General features: G+C 42.9%; 13 protein-coding genes. 1 reads left to right on the plus strand and 12 read right to left on the minus strand.

The annotated features are described in order from the left end of the window. Position 1: 1 nt before the first annotated feature. The 7 genes from ACFVSW_RS25370 to ACFVSW_RS25400 all read right to left on the minus strand — a co-directional run bounded on the left by ACFVSW_RS25370 (position 2) and on the right by ACFVSW_RS25400 (position 10740). Positions 2 to 1363, minus strand: a complete 1362-nt coding sequence (locus ACFVSW_RS25370; protein ID WP_387319395.1) for an ethanolamine ammonia-lyase subunit EutB — start codon at positions 1361 to 1363, stop codon at positions 2 to 4. A gap of 24 nt (positions 1364 to 1387) precedes the next feature. Next, positions 1388 to 2803, minus strand: coding sequence for an ethanolamine ammonia-lyase reactivating factor EutA (locus ACFVSW_RS25375; protein WP_387319412.1), 1416 nt, complete (start codon positions 2801 to 2803; stop codon positions 1388 to 1390). 148 nt (positions 2804 to 2951) lie between these two features. After that, positions 2952 to 3392, minus strand: a complete 441-nt coding sequence (locus ACFVSW_RS25380; RefSeq protein ID WP_387319396.1) for a EutP/PduV family microcompartment system protein — start codon at positions 3390 to 3392, stop codon at positions 2952 to 2954. Further along, complete coding sequence (eutS, locus tag ACFVSW_RS25385) at positions 3389 to 3730, minus strand: ethanolamine utilization microcompartment protein EutS (RefSeq protein ID WP_024028253.1); 342 nt, start codon at positions 3728 to 3730, stop codon at positions 3389 to 3391. Before eutS ends, ACFVSW_RS25380 begins: the two co-directional genes overlap by 4 nt. Before the next feature lie 24 nt (positions 3731 to 3754). Next, positions 3755 to 4411: an ethanolamine utilization microcompartment protein EutL gene (gene eutL / locus ACFVSW_RS25390; RefSeq protein WP_387319397.1), complete on the minus strand. Its 657-nt coding sequence runs from the start codon at positions 4409 to 4411 to the stop codon at positions 3755 to 3757. Positions 4412 to 4580: 169 nt separating this feature from the next. Further along, positions 4581 to 7781, minus strand: a complete 3201-nt coding sequence (locus ACFVSW_RS25395; protein ID WP_387319398.1) for a UvrD-helicase domain-containing protein — start codon at positions 7779 to 7781, stop codon at positions 4581 to 4583. Then, entirely contained in the window at positions 7774 to 10740 is a 2967-nt protein-coding gene (locus ACFVSW_RS25400) for a PD-(D/E)XK nuclease family protein (RefSeq protein WP_387319399.1), read from the minus strand. Before ACFVSW_RS25400 ends, ACFVSW_RS25395 begins: the two co-directional genes overlap by 8 nt. Before the next feature lie 160 nt (positions 10741 to 10900). Between ACFVSW_RS25400 and ACFVSW_RS25405 the strand changes: the two genes are divergently transcribed. Continuing rightward, positions 10901 to 11626 carry a hypothetical protein gene (locus ACFVSW_RS25405; protein WP_387319400.1) on the plus strand — a complete coding sequence of 242 codons (726 nt, stop codon included), beginning with the start codon at positions 10901 to 10903 and terminating at the stop codon, positions 11624 to 11626. A 37-nt stretch (positions 11627 to 11663) separates the two neighbouring features. Here ACFVSW_RS25405 and ACFVSW_RS25410 read toward each other — a convergent pair whose 3' ends face one another. The 5 genes from ACFVSW_RS25410 to ACFVSW_RS25430 all read right to left on the minus strand — a co-directional run bounded on the left by ACFVSW_RS25410 (position 11664) and on the right by ACFVSW_RS25430 (position 17182). Beyond that, positions 11664 to 12386 carry a CBS domain-containing protein gene (locus ACFVSW_RS25410; protein ID WP_387319401.1) on the minus strand — a complete coding sequence of 241 codons (723 nt, stop codon included), beginning with the start codon at positions 12384 to 12386 and terminating at the stop codon, positions 11664 to 11666. A 156-nt stretch (positions 12387 to 12542) separates the two neighbouring features. Further along, on the minus strand, positions 12543 to 13070 hold the full coding sequence (locus ACFVSW_RS25415) for a response regulator (protein WP_387319403.1): 528 nt from the start codon (positions 13068 to 13070) through the stop codon (positions 12543 to 12545). Positions 13071 to 13147: 77 nt separating this feature from the next. Continuing rightward, positions 13148 to 14179 carry a Delta(5) desaturase DesA gene (desA, locus tag ACFVSW_RS25420; RefSeq protein WP_387319404.1) on the minus strand — a complete coding sequence of 344 codons (1032 nt, stop codon included), beginning with the start codon at positions 14177 to 14179 and terminating at the stop codon, positions 13148 to 13150. Between the two features lie 207 nt (positions 14180 to 14386). Then, entirely contained in the window at positions 14387 to 15808 is a 1422-nt protein-coding gene (dacB, locus tag ACFVSW_RS25425) for a D-alanyl-D-alanine carboxypeptidase/D-alanyl-D-alanine endopeptidase (RefSeq protein WP_387319413.1), read from the minus strand. Between the two features lie 99 nt (positions 15809 to 15907). Next, a complete protein-coding gene (locus ACFVSW_RS25430) occupies positions 15908 to 17182 on the minus strand; it encodes a LysM peptidoglycan-binding domain-containing protein (protein WP_387319405.1) in 1275 nt (424 codons plus the stop codon). Between the last annotated feature and the right edge of the window lie 60 nt (positions 17183 to 17242).

The following is a 17242-nucleotide window of genomic DNA, read 5'->3' on the forward strand; positions in this document are numbered from 1 at the left end:
TCTACATAAATATGGTCGGGTCCCCTGCCCGTCCTGTTAATCTCCCGCCCTCGATAATCCCCATTTTTTCGAGCCATTTTTCAAAATAAGGCGCCGGTCTGAGGCCGAGAACACTGCGTACTGAGGCAATATCATGAAAACTCGTAGACTGATAATTAAGCATGCAGTCATCCGCCATCGGCACGCCAATGAGGAAATTTACCCCGGCAGAACCTAGTAAGATAGCGAGGTTTTCCATATCATTTTGATCCGCTTTCATATGGTTCGTATAACAAACATCAACCCCCATCGGAATCCCCTGGAGCTTCCCCATAAAATGATCCTCGAGCCCCGCCCTAATGACCTGTTTGCTGTTGTATAGGTACTCTGGTCCAATGAAACCAACAACCGTGTTCACAATAAATGGTTTATATTTTTTCGCGAGGCCATAGCATCTCGATTCGAGCGTCACTTGGTCAATGCCGTGATGGGCATCGGAGGACAGCTCTGAGCCCTGTCCGGTTTCAAAATACCAAAGATTCGGCCCATGGGAGGTGCCTTCTTTTTGAATTAACTCATTTGCTTCATCTAGGAGATCGATGCTAATTCCAAATGCCTTATTCCCAGCCTCCGTGCCCGCTAAGCTTTGAAAAAGCAAATCAGAGGGAGCGCCATTTTTTATCGCCCGCATCTGTGTCGTCACATGGGCTAATACACAGTTTTGCGTCGGGATTTGGAATCTGTCTATTTCCTCTCTTGTCATTTGTAAAATTTGCTTCACACTTTCAGCCGTGTCAATAACCGGGTTGATACCAATAACAGCATCGCCGATTCCGTAGCTTAAGGCTTCATAGAGGGAGGCTTTGATTCCTTGGATGCTGTCTGTTGGATGGTTCGGCTGTGCCCTGCCAGCAAGAGTTCCTTTGTGGCCAATTGGGTAATTGCACTGGGTAACGACTTCTATTTTTGAAGCTGCCTGAATTAAATCGAGGTTGGACATAATTTTGGCGGCGGCAGCGGCCATCTCACTTGTCAGCCCTCTGCGGATACGGCTGATTTCAATGTTTGTCGTGTTATCAGAGAGTAGGGTTTCACGGAGCTCACTTACGGTCCAATTGGCGATAGATTGAAAGATTTTTTCATTGATGGATTCCTCTATCAAGCGTGAAACCTCGTCCTCTTCTGGTGCCAGCACAGGGTTGTTGCGAATATCGCTAAGGGTTAATTCGGATAACAGGTGCCGTGCGGCGAGCCGCTCCTGGGCATCATTTGCGGCAATACCAGCAAGCTGGTCGCCAGACTTTTCCTCATTCGCTTTCGCAAGAATGTCTTTCAAATCACGGAATTGATAGGTTTTATTAAGTAAAGTTATCGATGATTTCAAATTATCACCTCCTATTTAAACACCCTAAGAAAACGCCAAAGTTTTGACGACTACCGGCACCAATGTATCATTCAATGGCGCGCCAATATCAATATAATCACCATGTCCTATCCCAATTTGATCAATGCAAATCACTTGATACTTAGTTTGCAGCCGCAACGCCTGCCCTAGGGCCTTAGCCATGTCATTTTCACAGACGACGACGAGAACCTCCGCACGCGGGAAATGCTTCGAATACAGATTGCCAATAATATCTGCAAATTCCTTAAGCTTTACGTATGATAAGTAGAGTGTACCGCCTAAACCAATTGCAAATGGTAAGCGGTCATTTCCCCCAAACCATTCCTTTCCCTTTAAAAAAGCTTGCTCTATCTGCTCTTCAAAATCCATTTCCGTAAAGGCCACCTTCACTACAGGAACATTCCGTAAGGGCAGGAGCTCAGGTTGAATGGAAATGGTCGCTCCGCTTAGCTTTGTCGTTTGGGTTCCAGCCCCAATAACGGTTGCGCTGGATGTCTGTGCCGCCTCCACCACAGTAAAATGGTACCTTTTTACCACCTTCATTAACTCACTCGCCAGCAGCGGACCGATGTCGTTAAATTTTGCCACATCTGCTAACGTCGCAGGGGGTGCTTCCAATGCAAGCCGCCCGACTCCCCCAGAAACCATTACCTCCTGAATTCTCGGTAAGACCTCACAGGATGTGCTATGGACCAAGCTTTCAAGTGAGGAAATTGATTTTTCCCCTGCTAACACATCAAGCAAATCGCCGCATAGCGCTGAAGTGATTTCGACCAGCTCCGCAAACGACATGCGCATCCCTTTTTCTACTTGAAACTTTTTAAAAAAAAGCCATGGTTTTAAAGACGGTGATACCGATAAGATCTCGCCTAGTGAATTCATCTCGATCAATCGGCCGCCAACATGAAAAGTGATCGTTTCAAGCACTTTCCCCTGCTGAAAAACGACAACATTTGCCGTACCGCCGCCAATATCAATGTTCGCAATTGCCGCTCTCGACGATTGCGAGTGCCTGGCCGCCCCTGAACCTTTTCCTGCTAACACCGCTTCCAAACTAGCACCTGCTATTGCGACCACAAAGTCTCCGGACCGTTCTGCTAAATAATGAATCAGCTCGTCGGCATTCTTTTTAATTGCCGTTTCCCCGGTAATGATGACGGCCCCTGATTTAATATCTGAAAGTGTTAGACCCACTTGCTGATACTCCTTCTCAAGCCAGGAAACGAGCAGAGGCAGATCAATTTCCTCTTCATTTTTTAACGGGGTGGAAATAATCTCACTAACATATGTGACCTTCCGTTCAATGATATCGAACTGCGGCAGGGAAAAATGGCTCGATACCCGGCCCAGCGTCAATTCACTCATCATAAATTTGGAGGTACTTGTACCAATATCAATGCCAACACTTTTAATTACCACCGAGCTCAACGCACCTCACTCCCGATCGCAGTGTCTAAATTTTTTCCGCAAATTTGTCCCACCTGTTGTAGTGAAGTTTGTACCATGTTATTCGAACTATTCAAATAATATTCGCTAAGAATGGATGATAGGGTGCTGAACAATACCGCTACAGATATTTCTCGATTGCTGTCCGCAGCTCTGAAATCCCTTTTAAAGTGACAGACGATACATGAAAAATCTCATTTTGTGGGAGAACCTGTCTTAAAATTTTCTCCGCCTTAGCCAAATTCGCATCTGGATGGTCTATTTTTGTAATCACCCCTAAAGGCACGATTGGAAAGCCCTGGGCAAAATTAGGAGGCAGAATCTGTTGAAGCCTTGTGGCATCTTGGACCACCAGCACTGCCCTCGCTTCAAGCGATGTCGCCAGCAGCGAGCGGTAAAACAGCGGGTTTTCGCTATATTCACCGGGCGTGTCGATAATCCACTCGTTGTAACTAAGTGCTTGTGTTTTTAGCACAGGCGACGAATCCTCCAATAGACACTTCGTTAACGTCGATTTCCCGGATCCAATCGGACCAATCATCATAACTTTGCCTGTTTTCATGAGCGGGTAATCTCTGCTGGTTCAAATTTTAAATGCCTGCTTAAAAATTGATTAATGGCTTGGATGGCCATGTCCACGTCAGATACCGTTCCGCAAATGACCAAGGAACCGGTAAATCGGTCAAGGTAGCCTATTTCGATAGCGGCGGCTTTTGTAGCTATATCGGCGGCGATTATCGCGGTTTCCGTCGGCGTTAACGTTAAAATCCCAATCGCACCGGCCTGCCCGATTCCAAGTTTTGTGTACAATGCTTCATCGGGATTGGCGATGATATGGGCTAATGTCAGCTGTTTCCCGGGAACATACTCTTGAATGACGCGCTGCTTTTTCTCCGTCAATTTTCTCAACACCTTTTTAAAAAGCTAAAATGAACTATGGGGGGAAAGCGCAATTTTCTTAACGGTTTCAGCAAACGCTTCTGCCGCCGCGGCACAGGACGATTGACTTCCGGTTAGCAGCCCGCCGCCGAAGTTTGTTTCCGTCGGCGGTCCATAAAAAACACACAGCCTTACATCCGCTGCCTTCAAGGCAGCATCCAAGCCAACCATTGCTTCAAGCGGCGGTGCTATCAAATAGGCTAACGGCTCGCCCGGATTAATGCCTGCCATTTTTGACAAATATGTTCCCGTCCGTGAAATTGTGTGGGCAAAATAGGCATGATCCCCTGCCTTGTCCACTGCATAAAACGCCGGTCCCTCATTAATGAGGTGAACCGCCGCCTCAAGACCGCTTTTTACCTCAGAAGGTGTTGCCCCGCCTAAAATACCTAAGAACTCCCCCGATAATGGACCCGAAGCATGTGCCGCTCCGGCATAAAAGGACTTCGCATAAACGACCTCCACCGCTGCCATCTTCGTTGCCTCATCTAATGCGGTATAGCCGACATCATCGCTCGTGCTAGTTACGAGACCTAAGCTTTTAACATTGGCGGGTACCTTAAAGGCCTCTCTTAAACCATCATCAATGTTGGGAATGATTTGACTTGCCAGGGTAAAAGCCGGAATTCGTTTGACTTCCATCCTATCTTCACCTCCTAAATAAAAGATGCCCTGATGACAGTACTAGACTATAACCAAGGCAGTATTACAGATTTCTATTCGCTTATATAATTAATTCTATTATTTAAGGGCTAATTTATGACTTCTATTAGTCCAACTATTATTATTTCTTTCCAAATGCTTAGCTGCTTTAAACAGCCGCCAATCTATCCGGCAATAGGAAATAGAGTAATCCTTCCGATACTTTCTCCCCTGTCACCGCTTCCCAAGCACCTTTATAGAACGCCAGCTGGCTGCAATAGAATGCCTGAAGCTTATCATAGTCTCCCTCATGTTTCGCCCGGTCTGTTTTGTAATCCACAATAGTCCAGGAGCCATTCTTCTTATAGATTAGGTCAATCGTTCCTTTGACCAAGAATGGATACTTATCCTCAGGATTCTTTGTGATTAGTGTATAAAGATTGTGACCCTTTTCGACCTTCAACGTGAACGGTACCTCTGTCAGCACTTCCTCTGCTGTTTGTAAATGCTCCCAAAGCTTCGACCTCTTAAGATTTTGCAGATAGGTTTCAACCTCCGCTTCTTTCGCTGCCGGTAGATTAAATTTGTTCAAAGCGATCTTCAGATAATGGGTCAGGTCGTATCCTTGAACCGCTTTTTCGAACACATCATGAATGAGCGTCCCCCAGTCTTTTCCGCCGCCGGATTCCCGTTCTATAGTGATTTCACGATAATTCTTGTCCTTTGTCGGCGTCCAATGATCATAGCTCTTTTCACTGCCGGCTTCAATCCATTCGTGTTTACGAATGGTTTTGGATTGAAATTCATTTAAAGTTATTTCCCCTTGAAGAATTTTCCTTTCAAATGAATCTACCTCTGGAATTTCCAGTTCTTCAATCGTATCCATTTCAAAAAGAATGTTCCAAGGGTTTTTCTTGTTACCGCCGTTTGCGCTGATAATCAATGCCTTCTCGGCCCGGGTGGAGGCGACGTAAACAATCCGCAGCTCTTCTTCGCTTAAGTACATTAATTCCTCCGCTTTATGGTCTGCCCATTTAAGCGGTATCGCCATTTCTTTTGATTGGAAGCCGGAATCGACTGTAAACGTGAAGAATCCTTTCGAAGACAAGTCTTCCCGTTTAATATGCTTCGATAAAAAGGATTCGGGACTAACCGCTTTTGCCGGGTGGGCCAAAAAGACAATTGGTGCTTCAAGGCCTTTGGCTTTATGGACATTCATGATGCGAACCGCATCGGCCTCTTCCTCGAGGTTTGCCACGACCGTTTTTTCAAAAATCATCTCTGTAAGGGTTTCTACAACCTGTTTATAGGATGTATTTCCTGCGGCCTCCTGCTTCCTAAGGGCTTCAATTACTTGCAGCAAGCTTTTATACGTTCGTTTACCGCGGCCATTTTTTAACAGTAATGGATAGAATCCTATTTCTTCAATGATAAATTCGATGGCAGCGGTTGGTCTAAGCGTGCGAATCAGCTTTTGGCAGAGCTGTAATTTGCTTAGGGCGAGTGTAAATTTAGCTTTTACTTTTTCAGTTAGGTCGTCCGGTATATCTGCATAAACCGAAAATCTACCCTTTGCTTGCTTCCACTGATACAATTCCTCATCACTAATGCCAAAGAAAATCCCGCGTAAAACGGCCACAAAGCCGACTTCATCCGTCGGGTCCAAGAACGATTTTAAGAGAATCCACAAATCCTGGAACTCCCGTGTCTCCCCAAGGATGACTTCGCCGCTGATACTGACCGGAATCCCGATATCTTCTATCATTTTTGCATAGATAGCGACTCCGTCGTTGTACCTTGTCAGCACCATGAAATCTTTAGCTCGATATCCTTGCTCCATAAGATTGTGAATCGTCAATGCAATGTTCTCGGCATCCTTTACAATAACCTCTTCTTTCTTTTTAACATCAGCGGGTACTGATAATAATTTAACTCCCGAAAAGCCAGCACCCCCATCCTCATGATGGGAAATCAGCGGACGGTACGCTGCTTGATAAACGGTTTCTACTCCCGGTAACTGCTGTTCAAAAACGGTATTTAATGGTTTCGTCACGGTGTCGAGGCTGCGGAAATTCGTTGTCAGCTGCAATACCTCTCCTCCATGGTCTTCCATTAGCTGCTTCACTCGGTTGTATGTATCAATATCCGCCCGGCGGAAACGATAAATCGCCTGCTTTGGGTCACCAACCACAAACAGCGAACCCGGTTTCGGTCTACAGCTTGTCCAGGTTTTTTCCTCTATATCTTCACTCGTTAAATAGAACATGATTTCCGCTTGAAGCGGGTCGGTATCTTGAAATTCATCGACTAGCAGGAAGCGATATTTGCCCTGGAAGTAACTGCGGACTTCACGATTTTCTTTTAACAGTTTTGAAGTATGCATCATTAAATCTTGAAAATTTAACAGAGATCGTTCCTTTTTCAGTTGCTCATAGGAATGTACTGCCCCTATTAGGAAACTGACAATCTTCGGATGACAGTATTCTTTCCATGCCTGGATCAGCGGCTTAATATTTTCTTCAAAGGCAGTGGTGATTTTCTCTTCGTAATATTGAGCGTCTTCTTTTGAAGCCCAGCGGTTAAAGGTTGGCTTGAGATTTTTAGCAAATAAACTAAAAATCCCGATAATGTCCTTATCTTCCATTGAGTCGATGAACCTATCCTTTTGACATGCCGTTACGATCGCTTTCTGGAGGGCGTCATAGCCCCTTAGCGGCTCCGCATCTGGAACGAACTTTTTCGCTTCCTGGATGTGCAGCATGAAGTAATTATAATCCTCATGCAGCTCTGGTTTCGAAACTGTTTCCGTCACCCATTCAACATCGGAATACTCCTTTAAATCCTTCAGCCATGGAAAAATATCATCCACGTTAATCCCTAATTCGGCGATTTCCCGAAAATGTGGTGAATCCTGATCCATTAAATCCTGCAGATAGTGCTGCCATGCTTCAACTAAAATATCCAAATCATCGGCTTCTTCAAGTTCCTTAAAGGTCAAATCTAACTGGGCTTCAATCGGACGCTCGCGGAGGAGCTTCGCGCAAAAGGCATGAACCGTTCCTAAAAAGCCTCGTTCCATGTTTTGCAGCGCATCTCCTAAACGATATTCGGCGTCAAGATCCGTTTCCTTTTTCCAGGCCTCCTCTAATTTTGCTTGAAAGCGGACCTTTAGTTCGTCTGCCGCTTTTCTTGTAAAGGTGATGGCGACAATTTCTTGGATTTCGGCGGTTCCGGTATGGATGAGATTCACCATTCGCTCGACTAGGCTCGTTGTTTTTCCTGAACCTGCACCTGCTTCTACTAAAAAATTGGTGCCGAGCTGGGATTTAATCTTACCACGTGCGCCCTGGTCCTGAATGACCTTAGTCATAGGCTCTAACCCCCTTTAGCTTCCGATTGGATTGTTTCAATTTCAGCATATCTTTATCATAAAAATGCCGGCGGCAGACTAGCTTAAGCTCGCAGAACTTACAATCATTTTCATCATCAGTCATTTCAAAATGACCGTGTTTAATGACATCTATTAATTTTTCAAGAATGTCTAACCCATTTGTTCTAAGGGAGCTATCCTGCTTGCGGGTAAACCGCTCGGCCATCCCTTTCACAGTTGGAAAATAATACGAGCTTTCCGCTACTGAGCCGGCGCCAAGATTTAAGTGCTGTTCAATCGCCAAGGCGTATATTAGATGCTGGAGTTGACGTCCGCCATTAAAAGCTCCGTGTTGCTTATAACTGTAGGTACTCCCTGTCTTATAATCGATAATGTGATAGCTGCCATCGCTTGCTTGATCGATACGGTCAATAATTCCCGAGATTTTCACTTTCCCAGATGGAAGGGTAATGATTGCCGCGTCTTTTTCACCGATACCAAAAGAATATTCAAAATGAAGTGCGTCGTAATTTTCGCTGTGACGCTCCTCTTCTTTCAGAAAAATTTTGCAGCAGGCCAAAATATTGTTTAATTCACGAAGATAGACTCTGTCATTTGGCGGCGGCTGGATTTCTTTTTGCTGTTCGATTAGCTTTGCTGCAATCGCTAAGATTTTGTCCTCATGCAAGGCATAAACAGGCTTAGTCTTAGTCTCTTTTAATTGCTTATAGAAATTTTCAAAAATGCTGTGGAGCAAGCTGCCTCGTGCAGCAGGATTAAGCCATTTGTTGGCATCAAATGAGACATCCTCAATCGGCCTTACTCGCAGCACTTCTTTTAAAAAATAGGAATAGGAACATTTCGCGAGTGTTTCAAGTTTGCCGGCACTCATTGTTTTTTCCGGATTAAGACGCGGATCATATTGCCTAGCATCTATTTGCACGAGTCCGTCGAATTCCGAAAAACTGTTCGTATTACGAGCCGTTTCTGCTTCGATACCATATTTAACATTTTGAAAATGGTCTAAAATCTCTTCATCTAGTTGGATAGAATCATCACTGGTTAATTTTTCATTCCAATAGTCTTTATCTTCAAAAATATCATTAGCAATGATGGCGGAAGGCAAGGATGTTAACTCTTTGAATTCCGCGTCTTTATTGCCCGTGATTAATCGGTAACATTGCAAAAAAACAAACGCCGGGTTAACGACACGATTATTATTAATATCAAAATTACAGTAGCTGAATGTTACCGTTCCTGTTGATTGAGCCAAAACCTGTAATAGCGTATACAAGTTTATCTGCCCTTTTTCCCGCAGCAATGGCAGCCTGTTTCCTAACTGAACCCGCTCCATGTCCAGCAGCAACGGGTCTTCACTGGAATTACCAGGGAACTTTTTATTATCTAAGCCCGCGATAAAGACAGTTGACCGGCTATTGTAAATCCCATCTCGATAGGAAGAGACATGCAGATGACCTGGCTTTGGACGCGACTGATTGATCCGGACAGATAGCAGTAAGTCCTTGACCTTTTCAAACAAATCGTAGCTTGATAACGATTCATCCGCATACGGGAGAATCTTATCGATTTCATCCAGCAAGGAAACTTTTGAAATTTCATCAAGGGATGAACTCGGTAGGCAATTATTTTTCAGAAGATAGGCTGTTCCCGTTAAGCATTTCTTATAGTTCATCGTTGTATCCAAGGGCTGAAACTTTTTAAAAAGAGATGCAAACCAATGCTTTAACCAGGAAAGATCTTTCAGGCGGTTTTCATAAAAAGTAATTTCTTCCGCTTGCAATAGCTTTTCAGACAACCGTTCGATTTCCATATCGAGGTGTGTAAGATAGCGTTCCTGCGACCAGCCAATCTGTAAATCCCGAAGCACTCGAGCGATTTTTGATTTAGAAGGGGCGTCATCTCCAAGCTCAATCAAACCCTCATTCAACAAATCAAGAAAGGCTTGAACACTATAATTGGACTGAATCCAGCTGATTAACCCGGAAACTAACCGCCCCGGGCGGCTGAAAGAAACTGGCAGTCCCTCTCCAAAGGTAATCGGGATATCCAGCTTTTGTGACAGGTGATAAAAAAGGGTTATGTAGGATTCAGCGTTGGTGTAATAAACAACGCTATCATCAAATGGAGCCTCTGTTGTTTTAATCCTTTCTAAGATTTGTTTAACTTCCATTTCCTCTGTTTTTGCGGTAAAAATACGTAAGTCCTGCTCGCCGCTTGCATGTTCCTGTTGATAGAGAAAACTTAGCGGAGTAGGTTCTCCCGTGCGAATCGAACCAATGCTAGTCCCCTCCGGTGTGTTGATGCCATAAACGGGTGCGAGCGGCAATTTATATCCAGACTCAGGTACAATTTTACCAAGGAGTTGTTCTTCTAGTTGTGAGAGATTTAGGCCGGATTGTAAAATAAAAATAACCTTTTCATCGATTTGCGCGAATTCCAGTGCTTTCGATAGAAGAGCTGCTTTGTCGGTAAAGTGATGGCTGTTTAAGACCTTTTCATACTCAGACAGTATTTCATATATATCTTCCGCCTTATCTCCTGTTATGAAAGCATCCTTTTTCAACGTGTCACTTCTAAATCCAGCTAGCCGCAAGGTTTGAATCGTTGTATAAATGGCATGGCTAAAGGAAGGCGTAATCTCCATTCCCGCGAAGTAACGAAGTCTGCCTTGTTCCTTCAATTCTGTAAGCAATGTAGAAGTAAAATGGACCCCGACGGTATGATCGATAATATTTAGTGGTTGGTCCGTATGGAGCTCCACTAGGTTTTGTGCAAGATCATGGACAGTCTTATACTTCAAATGAATTGCCAGATGGCCTTCCTTAACAAATGCCTCATTGATTTGTTCCCCGATGGCATGGGAATCAACGATAACGAGTTTTTCTTTTAGAGGAAATTTAGTGCAGATTTGACTTAGTTCATCTACTAGAAAAAGCAAACGCTTAACCTCCTATCATCTCGATAATCTTATCCCGAGTATATCATTTCTTCCTACCAGATGTATCCAAGTATTTACATTATTTAAACCAATGAATAACATAAATTTTTAAATATTGGTAATAATAACCTCGATTAACATTGAAAGGATGGGATGTTTGATGTCGTTAGAATGGTTTGACAGAGTATGTGGAGAATTGCAGGAGCACCTGGAGTCTATTTGTGACGAATATGATCAGGTTGGACAAATGACAATTGAAAGAGCGGCTAAACATCCAAGGATTGAGTTTTTCGTTGATACAGCAGATGTTGATACCGAAGAACTTGACCGTGATTATTTCTGCTCGCTGTTCTTCGACCCGCAAAACGAGGAATTTTATATCGATACCTTTGATGTTGACAGCGGACATACGGCGAAAGTCATCCTTTCAGACATTGAAGACATTATCGAGGAAGTCCATGGGAGTCTGCATGATTACATGAACGGCGATGATGATTATTCAGATGATGACGACTGCCTCCAGTCAAATGAAATGTTCGACGAAGTGGAGGTTTTTGAAGCCGATGATGATGAAGGGGAATATTATCAAGCTGAACAACTCAACAGTGACGACATTTTTGAAGAAATTGATGTTGACTGGTCTACTCCTGAAGTTACTGCCTTTAAGCATGCCGATGAAGTAGAGGTTACCTATCAATTTGGCGTTGTTCAGGCTACAGGAGACGGCGTTCTCAAACGGATCAACCGAATCTGGACAACCGAAGACGAGTTGATTAGGGATGAATCCCATTTTATTTTTAGCAAAGAAGAAGCTAGTACCATTATCGCGATGATTGCCAGCCACATGGACCAATTAAGCGAGTTTGATTTTGACAATAGTCCATAATAAACAAGGGAGCATGCCATTTGGATGCTCCCTTTCCTTAATCAACCGTATAATCAATTTCAATCAAATCCCAAGCGGTGACGATCCCTAGCGGTACCTCTTCGTTTTTTCCATTTTGGGTTATGATGACGCCTTCTAATTTCCGTTTCTTTTTATGTGCTTTTTCAAAAATATTTTCAACCTCAAAAATATTAATCTCTTTTGGAACGATTTCAATCAGAAGTTCTTTTTGATAATTCATGATATCCCAAACATGGATATCGGATAGATTCACATGACCGCTCTCCATATTTTGCGCCATCCATTTAACAATCGAACCTGCTGTCAGAAGCCCAATACATTTTTTATTTTTATAGATTGGAAATTTTGAATAACCATGCTCTTTTATCGCTGCCGTCACTTTCAAAATGCTGTCATGATAATCAAAATAAACCACATTTTTCGTGGCGATGGAAAGTGCATAATTAGGGCGGCTAAACACATTAGCGATTTTTTCAATATGGGAAACCACTTTTGCATTTGGCTCTGCAATATAAAAGCCTACCTCCATTTTTTCATGAACGATTGCATTTCGCAGTCGAGCATATTGCTCAAGATCTTTTTTATACGTTTCAATGATTTGATATTTTTTTGCCCCAATCTTCACCAAAACTACAAATCTTTCATCATTAATTTGCACAATATCCTTCAAAGCATCATGTACTTGGTTGTAAGCTACCTCAAACCGTTCCGACAGTAATGGTCCCTGTTTTTTATTCATATCATTTTGCTCTCCTATTACAGTGCTTTTCTTCCTTAATATTATCTAATCACTATTTCGATAGAAAAATCAATACTAAAAAAATTAAAAAAGTATACTAAAAAATAGAAAGGACCGCCCTTTTAAATAGGACAGTCCTTTGTATGGTATGAAAATTCATCCGGTTGGCAACTTTATTTTATCGATAATGGTTGATAAATAACTTTTTACGGTTCCATTTATGGTACTTTGCTGATTTGTGCGTTCATTTTGGCCTTGAGCATCACCCGGGACCTGGTCGGTGGGATTGGATTCTTCGTCGATTAATTCGGGTGAGTAAATTCGCTTGCCATTCATAATGCTTCGAATCGAACAAGCTAGCTTCTCGCTTGGGCTGTCCTTCAACAAATAACCTCTTACATCCGCTTGTAATACCCGAGCAAAATAACCAGTCCTTGCAAAGGTGGTTAAAATGATCACTTTGCAGCCAAATTGCTTTAAGGCTTTTGCTGCCTCAAGTCCGCTCATTTCCGGCATCTCTATATCCATGATACATACATCTGGCTGCAAACGGCACACAAGAGTAAGGGCCTCTTCTCCATTTCTTGCCTGACCAACCACTTCCATATCATCTTCCAAATTGAGGAGGGAACCGATTGCCTCTAGCAGCATTTCCTGATCATCAGCAATAACAATTCGAATCATCCCAGTTCTCTCCTTATCTGGCAGTTTCTTTCAAAGTTGAAACTCCCTTTAAAAGGGAGTCAGCAATAACAGTGTACTTATAACTCGGGTTTGGCTTGAATGGAAATACTCGTTTTCGCTAAAGCTTTAACGTCTTTAAAGGTGACAAAGTTCTTTCGTTCCTCATCCCATAGGCGAAAACGCAGTGACTTCAAACTAGTTGCAAGGGTAATCGTTGGCACGTTTTGTAATGGTGGCGTATTAGAGTGTGCCTCTTCAAGTTTATAGTTAGGCACCCTTGGACTTAAATGATGCACATGGTGATAACCAATATTTCCAGTTAGGAATTGCATTAGTTTTGGAAGCTTATAGAACGAACTTCCTTCCACTGCGGCTTTCACATATTCCCATTCTTTATCCTCTTCAAAGTAAGAATCTTCAAAAGTGTGCTGCACGTAGAACAGCCAAATACCAACTGAACCAGATAGTAAGAAAATTGACCCTTGAACTAAAAGGAATGCCTGCCAGCCGACTGCCCACACAAGCAAGCCAACCAAAGCAACGATAAGAACATTCGTTAAATAGGTGTTCATGCGTTCTTTCTTTTTGGCACCTTTGCGGTTAAATCTATTTTTTAAAAGGAAAACATAAATCGGACCTAATCCAAACATCACCAATGGATTGCGATAAAAACGATAGGCTAAACGAAGTCTCAGTGGTGCTGCTAAATATTCGTCCACTGTAAGCGTCCATATATCACCTGTACCACGCTTATCTAAATTCCCACTTGTTGCGTGATGAACGGAATGCTCATGCCCCCATTGATCAAACGGGAAGAGGGTAAAAACCCCCATGGCTGTCCCAACGATACGATTGATACGGCGGCTTTTGAAAAAGGAATGATGGGTACAATCATGAAAAATGATGAAAATTCTTGTCAAAAATCCTCCAGCTAACACAATCGGTACTAAAGCTAACCAATAGGAAACAGACAGGCTTAAATATGCCAGAAACCATAAAGTTATAAATGGCACGACCGTATTAATAATCTGCCATATACTTTCTTTTGTCGTTGATTTTTCAAAAGGTGCAATTTGTTTTTTTAACGTTTTCGTGTTTTGTAAGGTCATTTTATTCGAATTCCCTTCCTTATTTCTGTTGTTAATTCGAATTATAAAGGAAGGGAGTTGGACTTGTTAGTAGCAGGTGTCATATGCAGGGTATGACAAATGTCATGTACCAGATGATCTTAATGTTCATAAGTGGTAAAACGCTTCCAATCGATTTTACCTATTAACCTAAAATATCAATACTAAAACCCTTTAATACGAGGGAAATCATGAATTAGCTAACAGCCGAACAATTCGGTCTTCAATCTTTTTTCCTTTTTCGTCGTCCAACAAATTATTTAATAAAATCGAAAAAATAAATGTTTGCCCACTTTTTGTTTCGAGATAGCCTGATAACGAACTGACAGTGGAAATGGTTCCCGTTTTCGCTTTCACTTTTCCTTGGACTTCTGGGTCTTTCAAGCGATTTCTAAGTGTTCCGCCGACCATTTTTTCCCGTGAACCTCCTACAGGTAAGGAATAAAGATAGCTGGGAAACCATTTTTCCTTTTGTACCGCAAATAACAGCTGTGATACTTGATTGGCTGGAATTAATTCAACATGGGCAACACCTGATCCATCACGGATAACCATTGTTTTCGTGTTGACCCCCCATTTTGCCATCTCAGTTTCCAACACTTCGATTCCTTTTTCCCAGCTGCCCTCCCCTTTTACCACCTTGCCCATTTCCTTAATCAAGATTTCAGCATGGCCATTATTACTCAACTTCATAAATGGCACCAGTAACTCTGATAATGGCATTGAGCGGTGAGTCGCCAATATTTCTGCGGTGTCAGGCACCAGTCCTGTTTTAATTTTTCCCATAACTGTAATCCCCTGTTCTGATAATGACTGTTTCATTAGGGATAGGGCAAATCGGGTTGGGTCCCAGACACTGATCCAGTCTTTTTCACCATTTGCCTTAAGCGGAATCGTTCCTTCTATTGTTATCGTGTTTATAGCATGTGCTCGCTCGATGGTGATTACCTTTTTACCTTCTGCAGAAACCGTTTCAGCATGATTTACTATTTTTACATAGTCCGTTTTAGGGGTAATTTCTACAATGGGTTTGTCCCCCGTTTTTGTTCCCGGTTTCACCACAACCATGACTGAACCCGCATCATAGTCTGTTGTGGGTGAAGCGGTAAGTGCGGAAATCTGCGCCCCATAATGAGTCGTTTCATCACTCCATGGTAAGTCGAGGGAATAGCGGACGTCATCATACCAGGAATCATCACCAACGAGATTCCCGGTTATTTTTTTGATGCCCAGCCTCTGTAATTCTGCTGCCATTTTATCAAAATCGGATTTTAATAGCGTTGGATCGCCTTTTCCTTTTATAAAAAGATTTCCCTGAAGTATGTTCTTTTTTACTGCTCCATCCGTAAGTATTTCAGTTGGGAAGCTGTAGTCTTCTCCTAAAACATTAAGGGCAGCTGCAGCCGTTAGCAGCTTCATATTTGAAGCGGGCCGTAAACGGACATCACCTTGGTGATCATAAATGATTTCCCCGCTTGCGGCAGAGCGAATACTCACACCTGCGATCGCCCCTTGTAAATCCGGGTCATTCTTAATCAATTGATTTAGCTGCTGAACCAATTTTTCAGAATCATTCTTTGCAGTAACTTGACTGCAGGGGACGATAACCATTAATAAAAAAAGCACGAAAAATTTAACCTTTTTAATCAATCTATATCCAGCCTTCCTTAGAACTTTTCCACTTCCTATTTGAAAAATAGAATGCAATTTCTAAATTCTATTCTTGACCACTTGAATATTTTTATTAAGGTAAGCCCAATTTTGTGGTGCTGGGAGGCTGATTTGCCAAAAGGTTGTGCCTGCCAATTGGTAGAGATCGATGAGCCGATATTTTTCTATAAAACTACGAATATCTTCAAACCAGACAACGTGCTCCTCCACTCCATGCCAATACCGATACCACGGCGATTTAACGGTATTGTCGAATTCAATCGCCGAACCGGTGGAAATAGCCTGATTTTGGGCACCAAGTACCGATAGGGCATGAGCAGCATTCGTAGGAACAACCTTATCATACCCATAAAGCGGCATTGCGATTTGCAGCTTTTGCGATTTGATTTGGGTGATTGAGTACCGGATAACTTGTTCCATCCACGTAATTGGGGCAATCGGATCAGGCGGACCTCCGGGGTAGCCGTAATCCATTGTCATCACGGCAACGAGATCGACCACACTGCCAATCGCGGCATAATCATAAGCACCAATGATTCGATTAGTTGGAATATCCGCTGTTTTCGCATGAACATTCACATGCAGGGTAAGCCCGCCTAATGCGTTCTTTAAATCTGTTAGAAAGGTAATAAAATCATGGCGTTGGGCCGGCGGAATAAATTCAAGGTCGATACTGACACCGCCAAAGCCCCTATTTCTTGTTAAATTCACCAAACTAGCTATCAAATTTCCACGATAGGTTGGATTTTGGAGCACCCGCCCTGCCAATTCCGCACTAAAATCATTTCCGGCAATATTCCGTATCATTAATAACGGAGTGATGTTCAGTTGATTGCATCTTGAAACAAGGGCTGCATCCTCTATCACATTAAACGCAAATCCTTCCTCAGTAAACGAATAAGCAACAACTGCTAAAAACGTCAGCTGTCCCGCTAGACTCTCTATCGTTTCGAGGTTTGCACTTTCAGACGAGGGCACTAAAAACCCGAGTGTGGCTATTTCTAATTTTAATGGCGAAGGAATATTGATGATTTGGCCGATATAAAGTTTGTTCGGGTCAATGCCGGGATTTGCCTCTAAGATTGTTGGAATATCAATATTGAATTGTTGTGCCAACTGCCAAATGTGATCGCCGGCTTTTATTTGATAAGGACGGATTGGCGGCAGGGTGCCAGGAAGGTATAATGCAAGACCTGGAACGAGGGTATTTGCTGATAATAATCCATTCATCTCTACAATCGTTTGAATTGAAACCCCGTAAATCGTGGAAATCGTCCCCAAGGTCTCGCCCTTCTTAACCACATGAACTGCCATAAACCTCTCACACTCCTTTCTATCCATCATATGGGCGAACGAAGTTAATATACTTGGACC

Source organism: Neobacillus sp. NPDC058068 (assembly GCF_042885335.1).
GTDB lineage: Bacteria > Bacillota > Bacilli > Bacillales > Cytobacillaceae > Neobacillus.

What these genes read in the sequence shown, in the direction of transcription:
- desA (WP_387319404.1), bottom strand. Translation starts at nt 14,179, where the DNA reads ATGACCTTACAAAACACGAAAACGTTAAAAAAACAAATTGCACCTTTT.
- eutL (WP_387319397.1), bottom strand. Translation starts at nt 4,411, where the DNA reads ATGGAAGTCAAACGAATTCCGGCTTTTACCCTGGCAAGTCAAATCATT.
- dacB (WP_387319413.1), bottom strand. Translation starts at nt 15,808, where the DNA reads ATGGTTATCGTCCCCTGCAGTCAAGTTACTGCAAAGAATGATTCTGAA.
- ACFVSW_RS25415 (WP_387319403.1), bottom strand. Translation starts at nt 13,070, where the DNA reads ATGATTCGAATTGTTATTGCTGATGATCAGGAAATGCTGCTAGAGGCA.
- ACFVSW_RS25410 (WP_387319401.1), bottom strand. Translation starts at nt 12,386, where the DNA reads ATGAATAAAAAACAGGGACCATTACTGTCGGAACGGTTTGAGGTAGCT.
- ACFVSW_RS25405 (WP_387319400.1), top strand. Translation starts at nt 10,901, where the DNA reads ATGTCGTTAGAATGGTTTGACAGAGTATGTGGAGAATTGCAGGAGCAC.
- ACFVSW_RS25395 (WP_387319398.1), bottom strand. Translation starts at nt 7,781, where the DNA reads ATGACTAAGGTCATTCAGGACCAGGGCGCACGTGGTAAGATTAAATCC.
- ACFVSW_RS25430 (WP_387319405.1), bottom strand. Translation starts at nt 17,182, where the DNA reads ATGGCAGTTCATGTGGTTAAGAAGGGCGAGACCTTGGGGACGATTTCC.
- ACFVSW_RS25380 (WP_387319396.1), bottom strand. Translation starts at nt 3,392, where the DNA reads ATGAAAACAGGCAAAGTTATGATGATTGGTCCGATTGGATCCGGGAAA.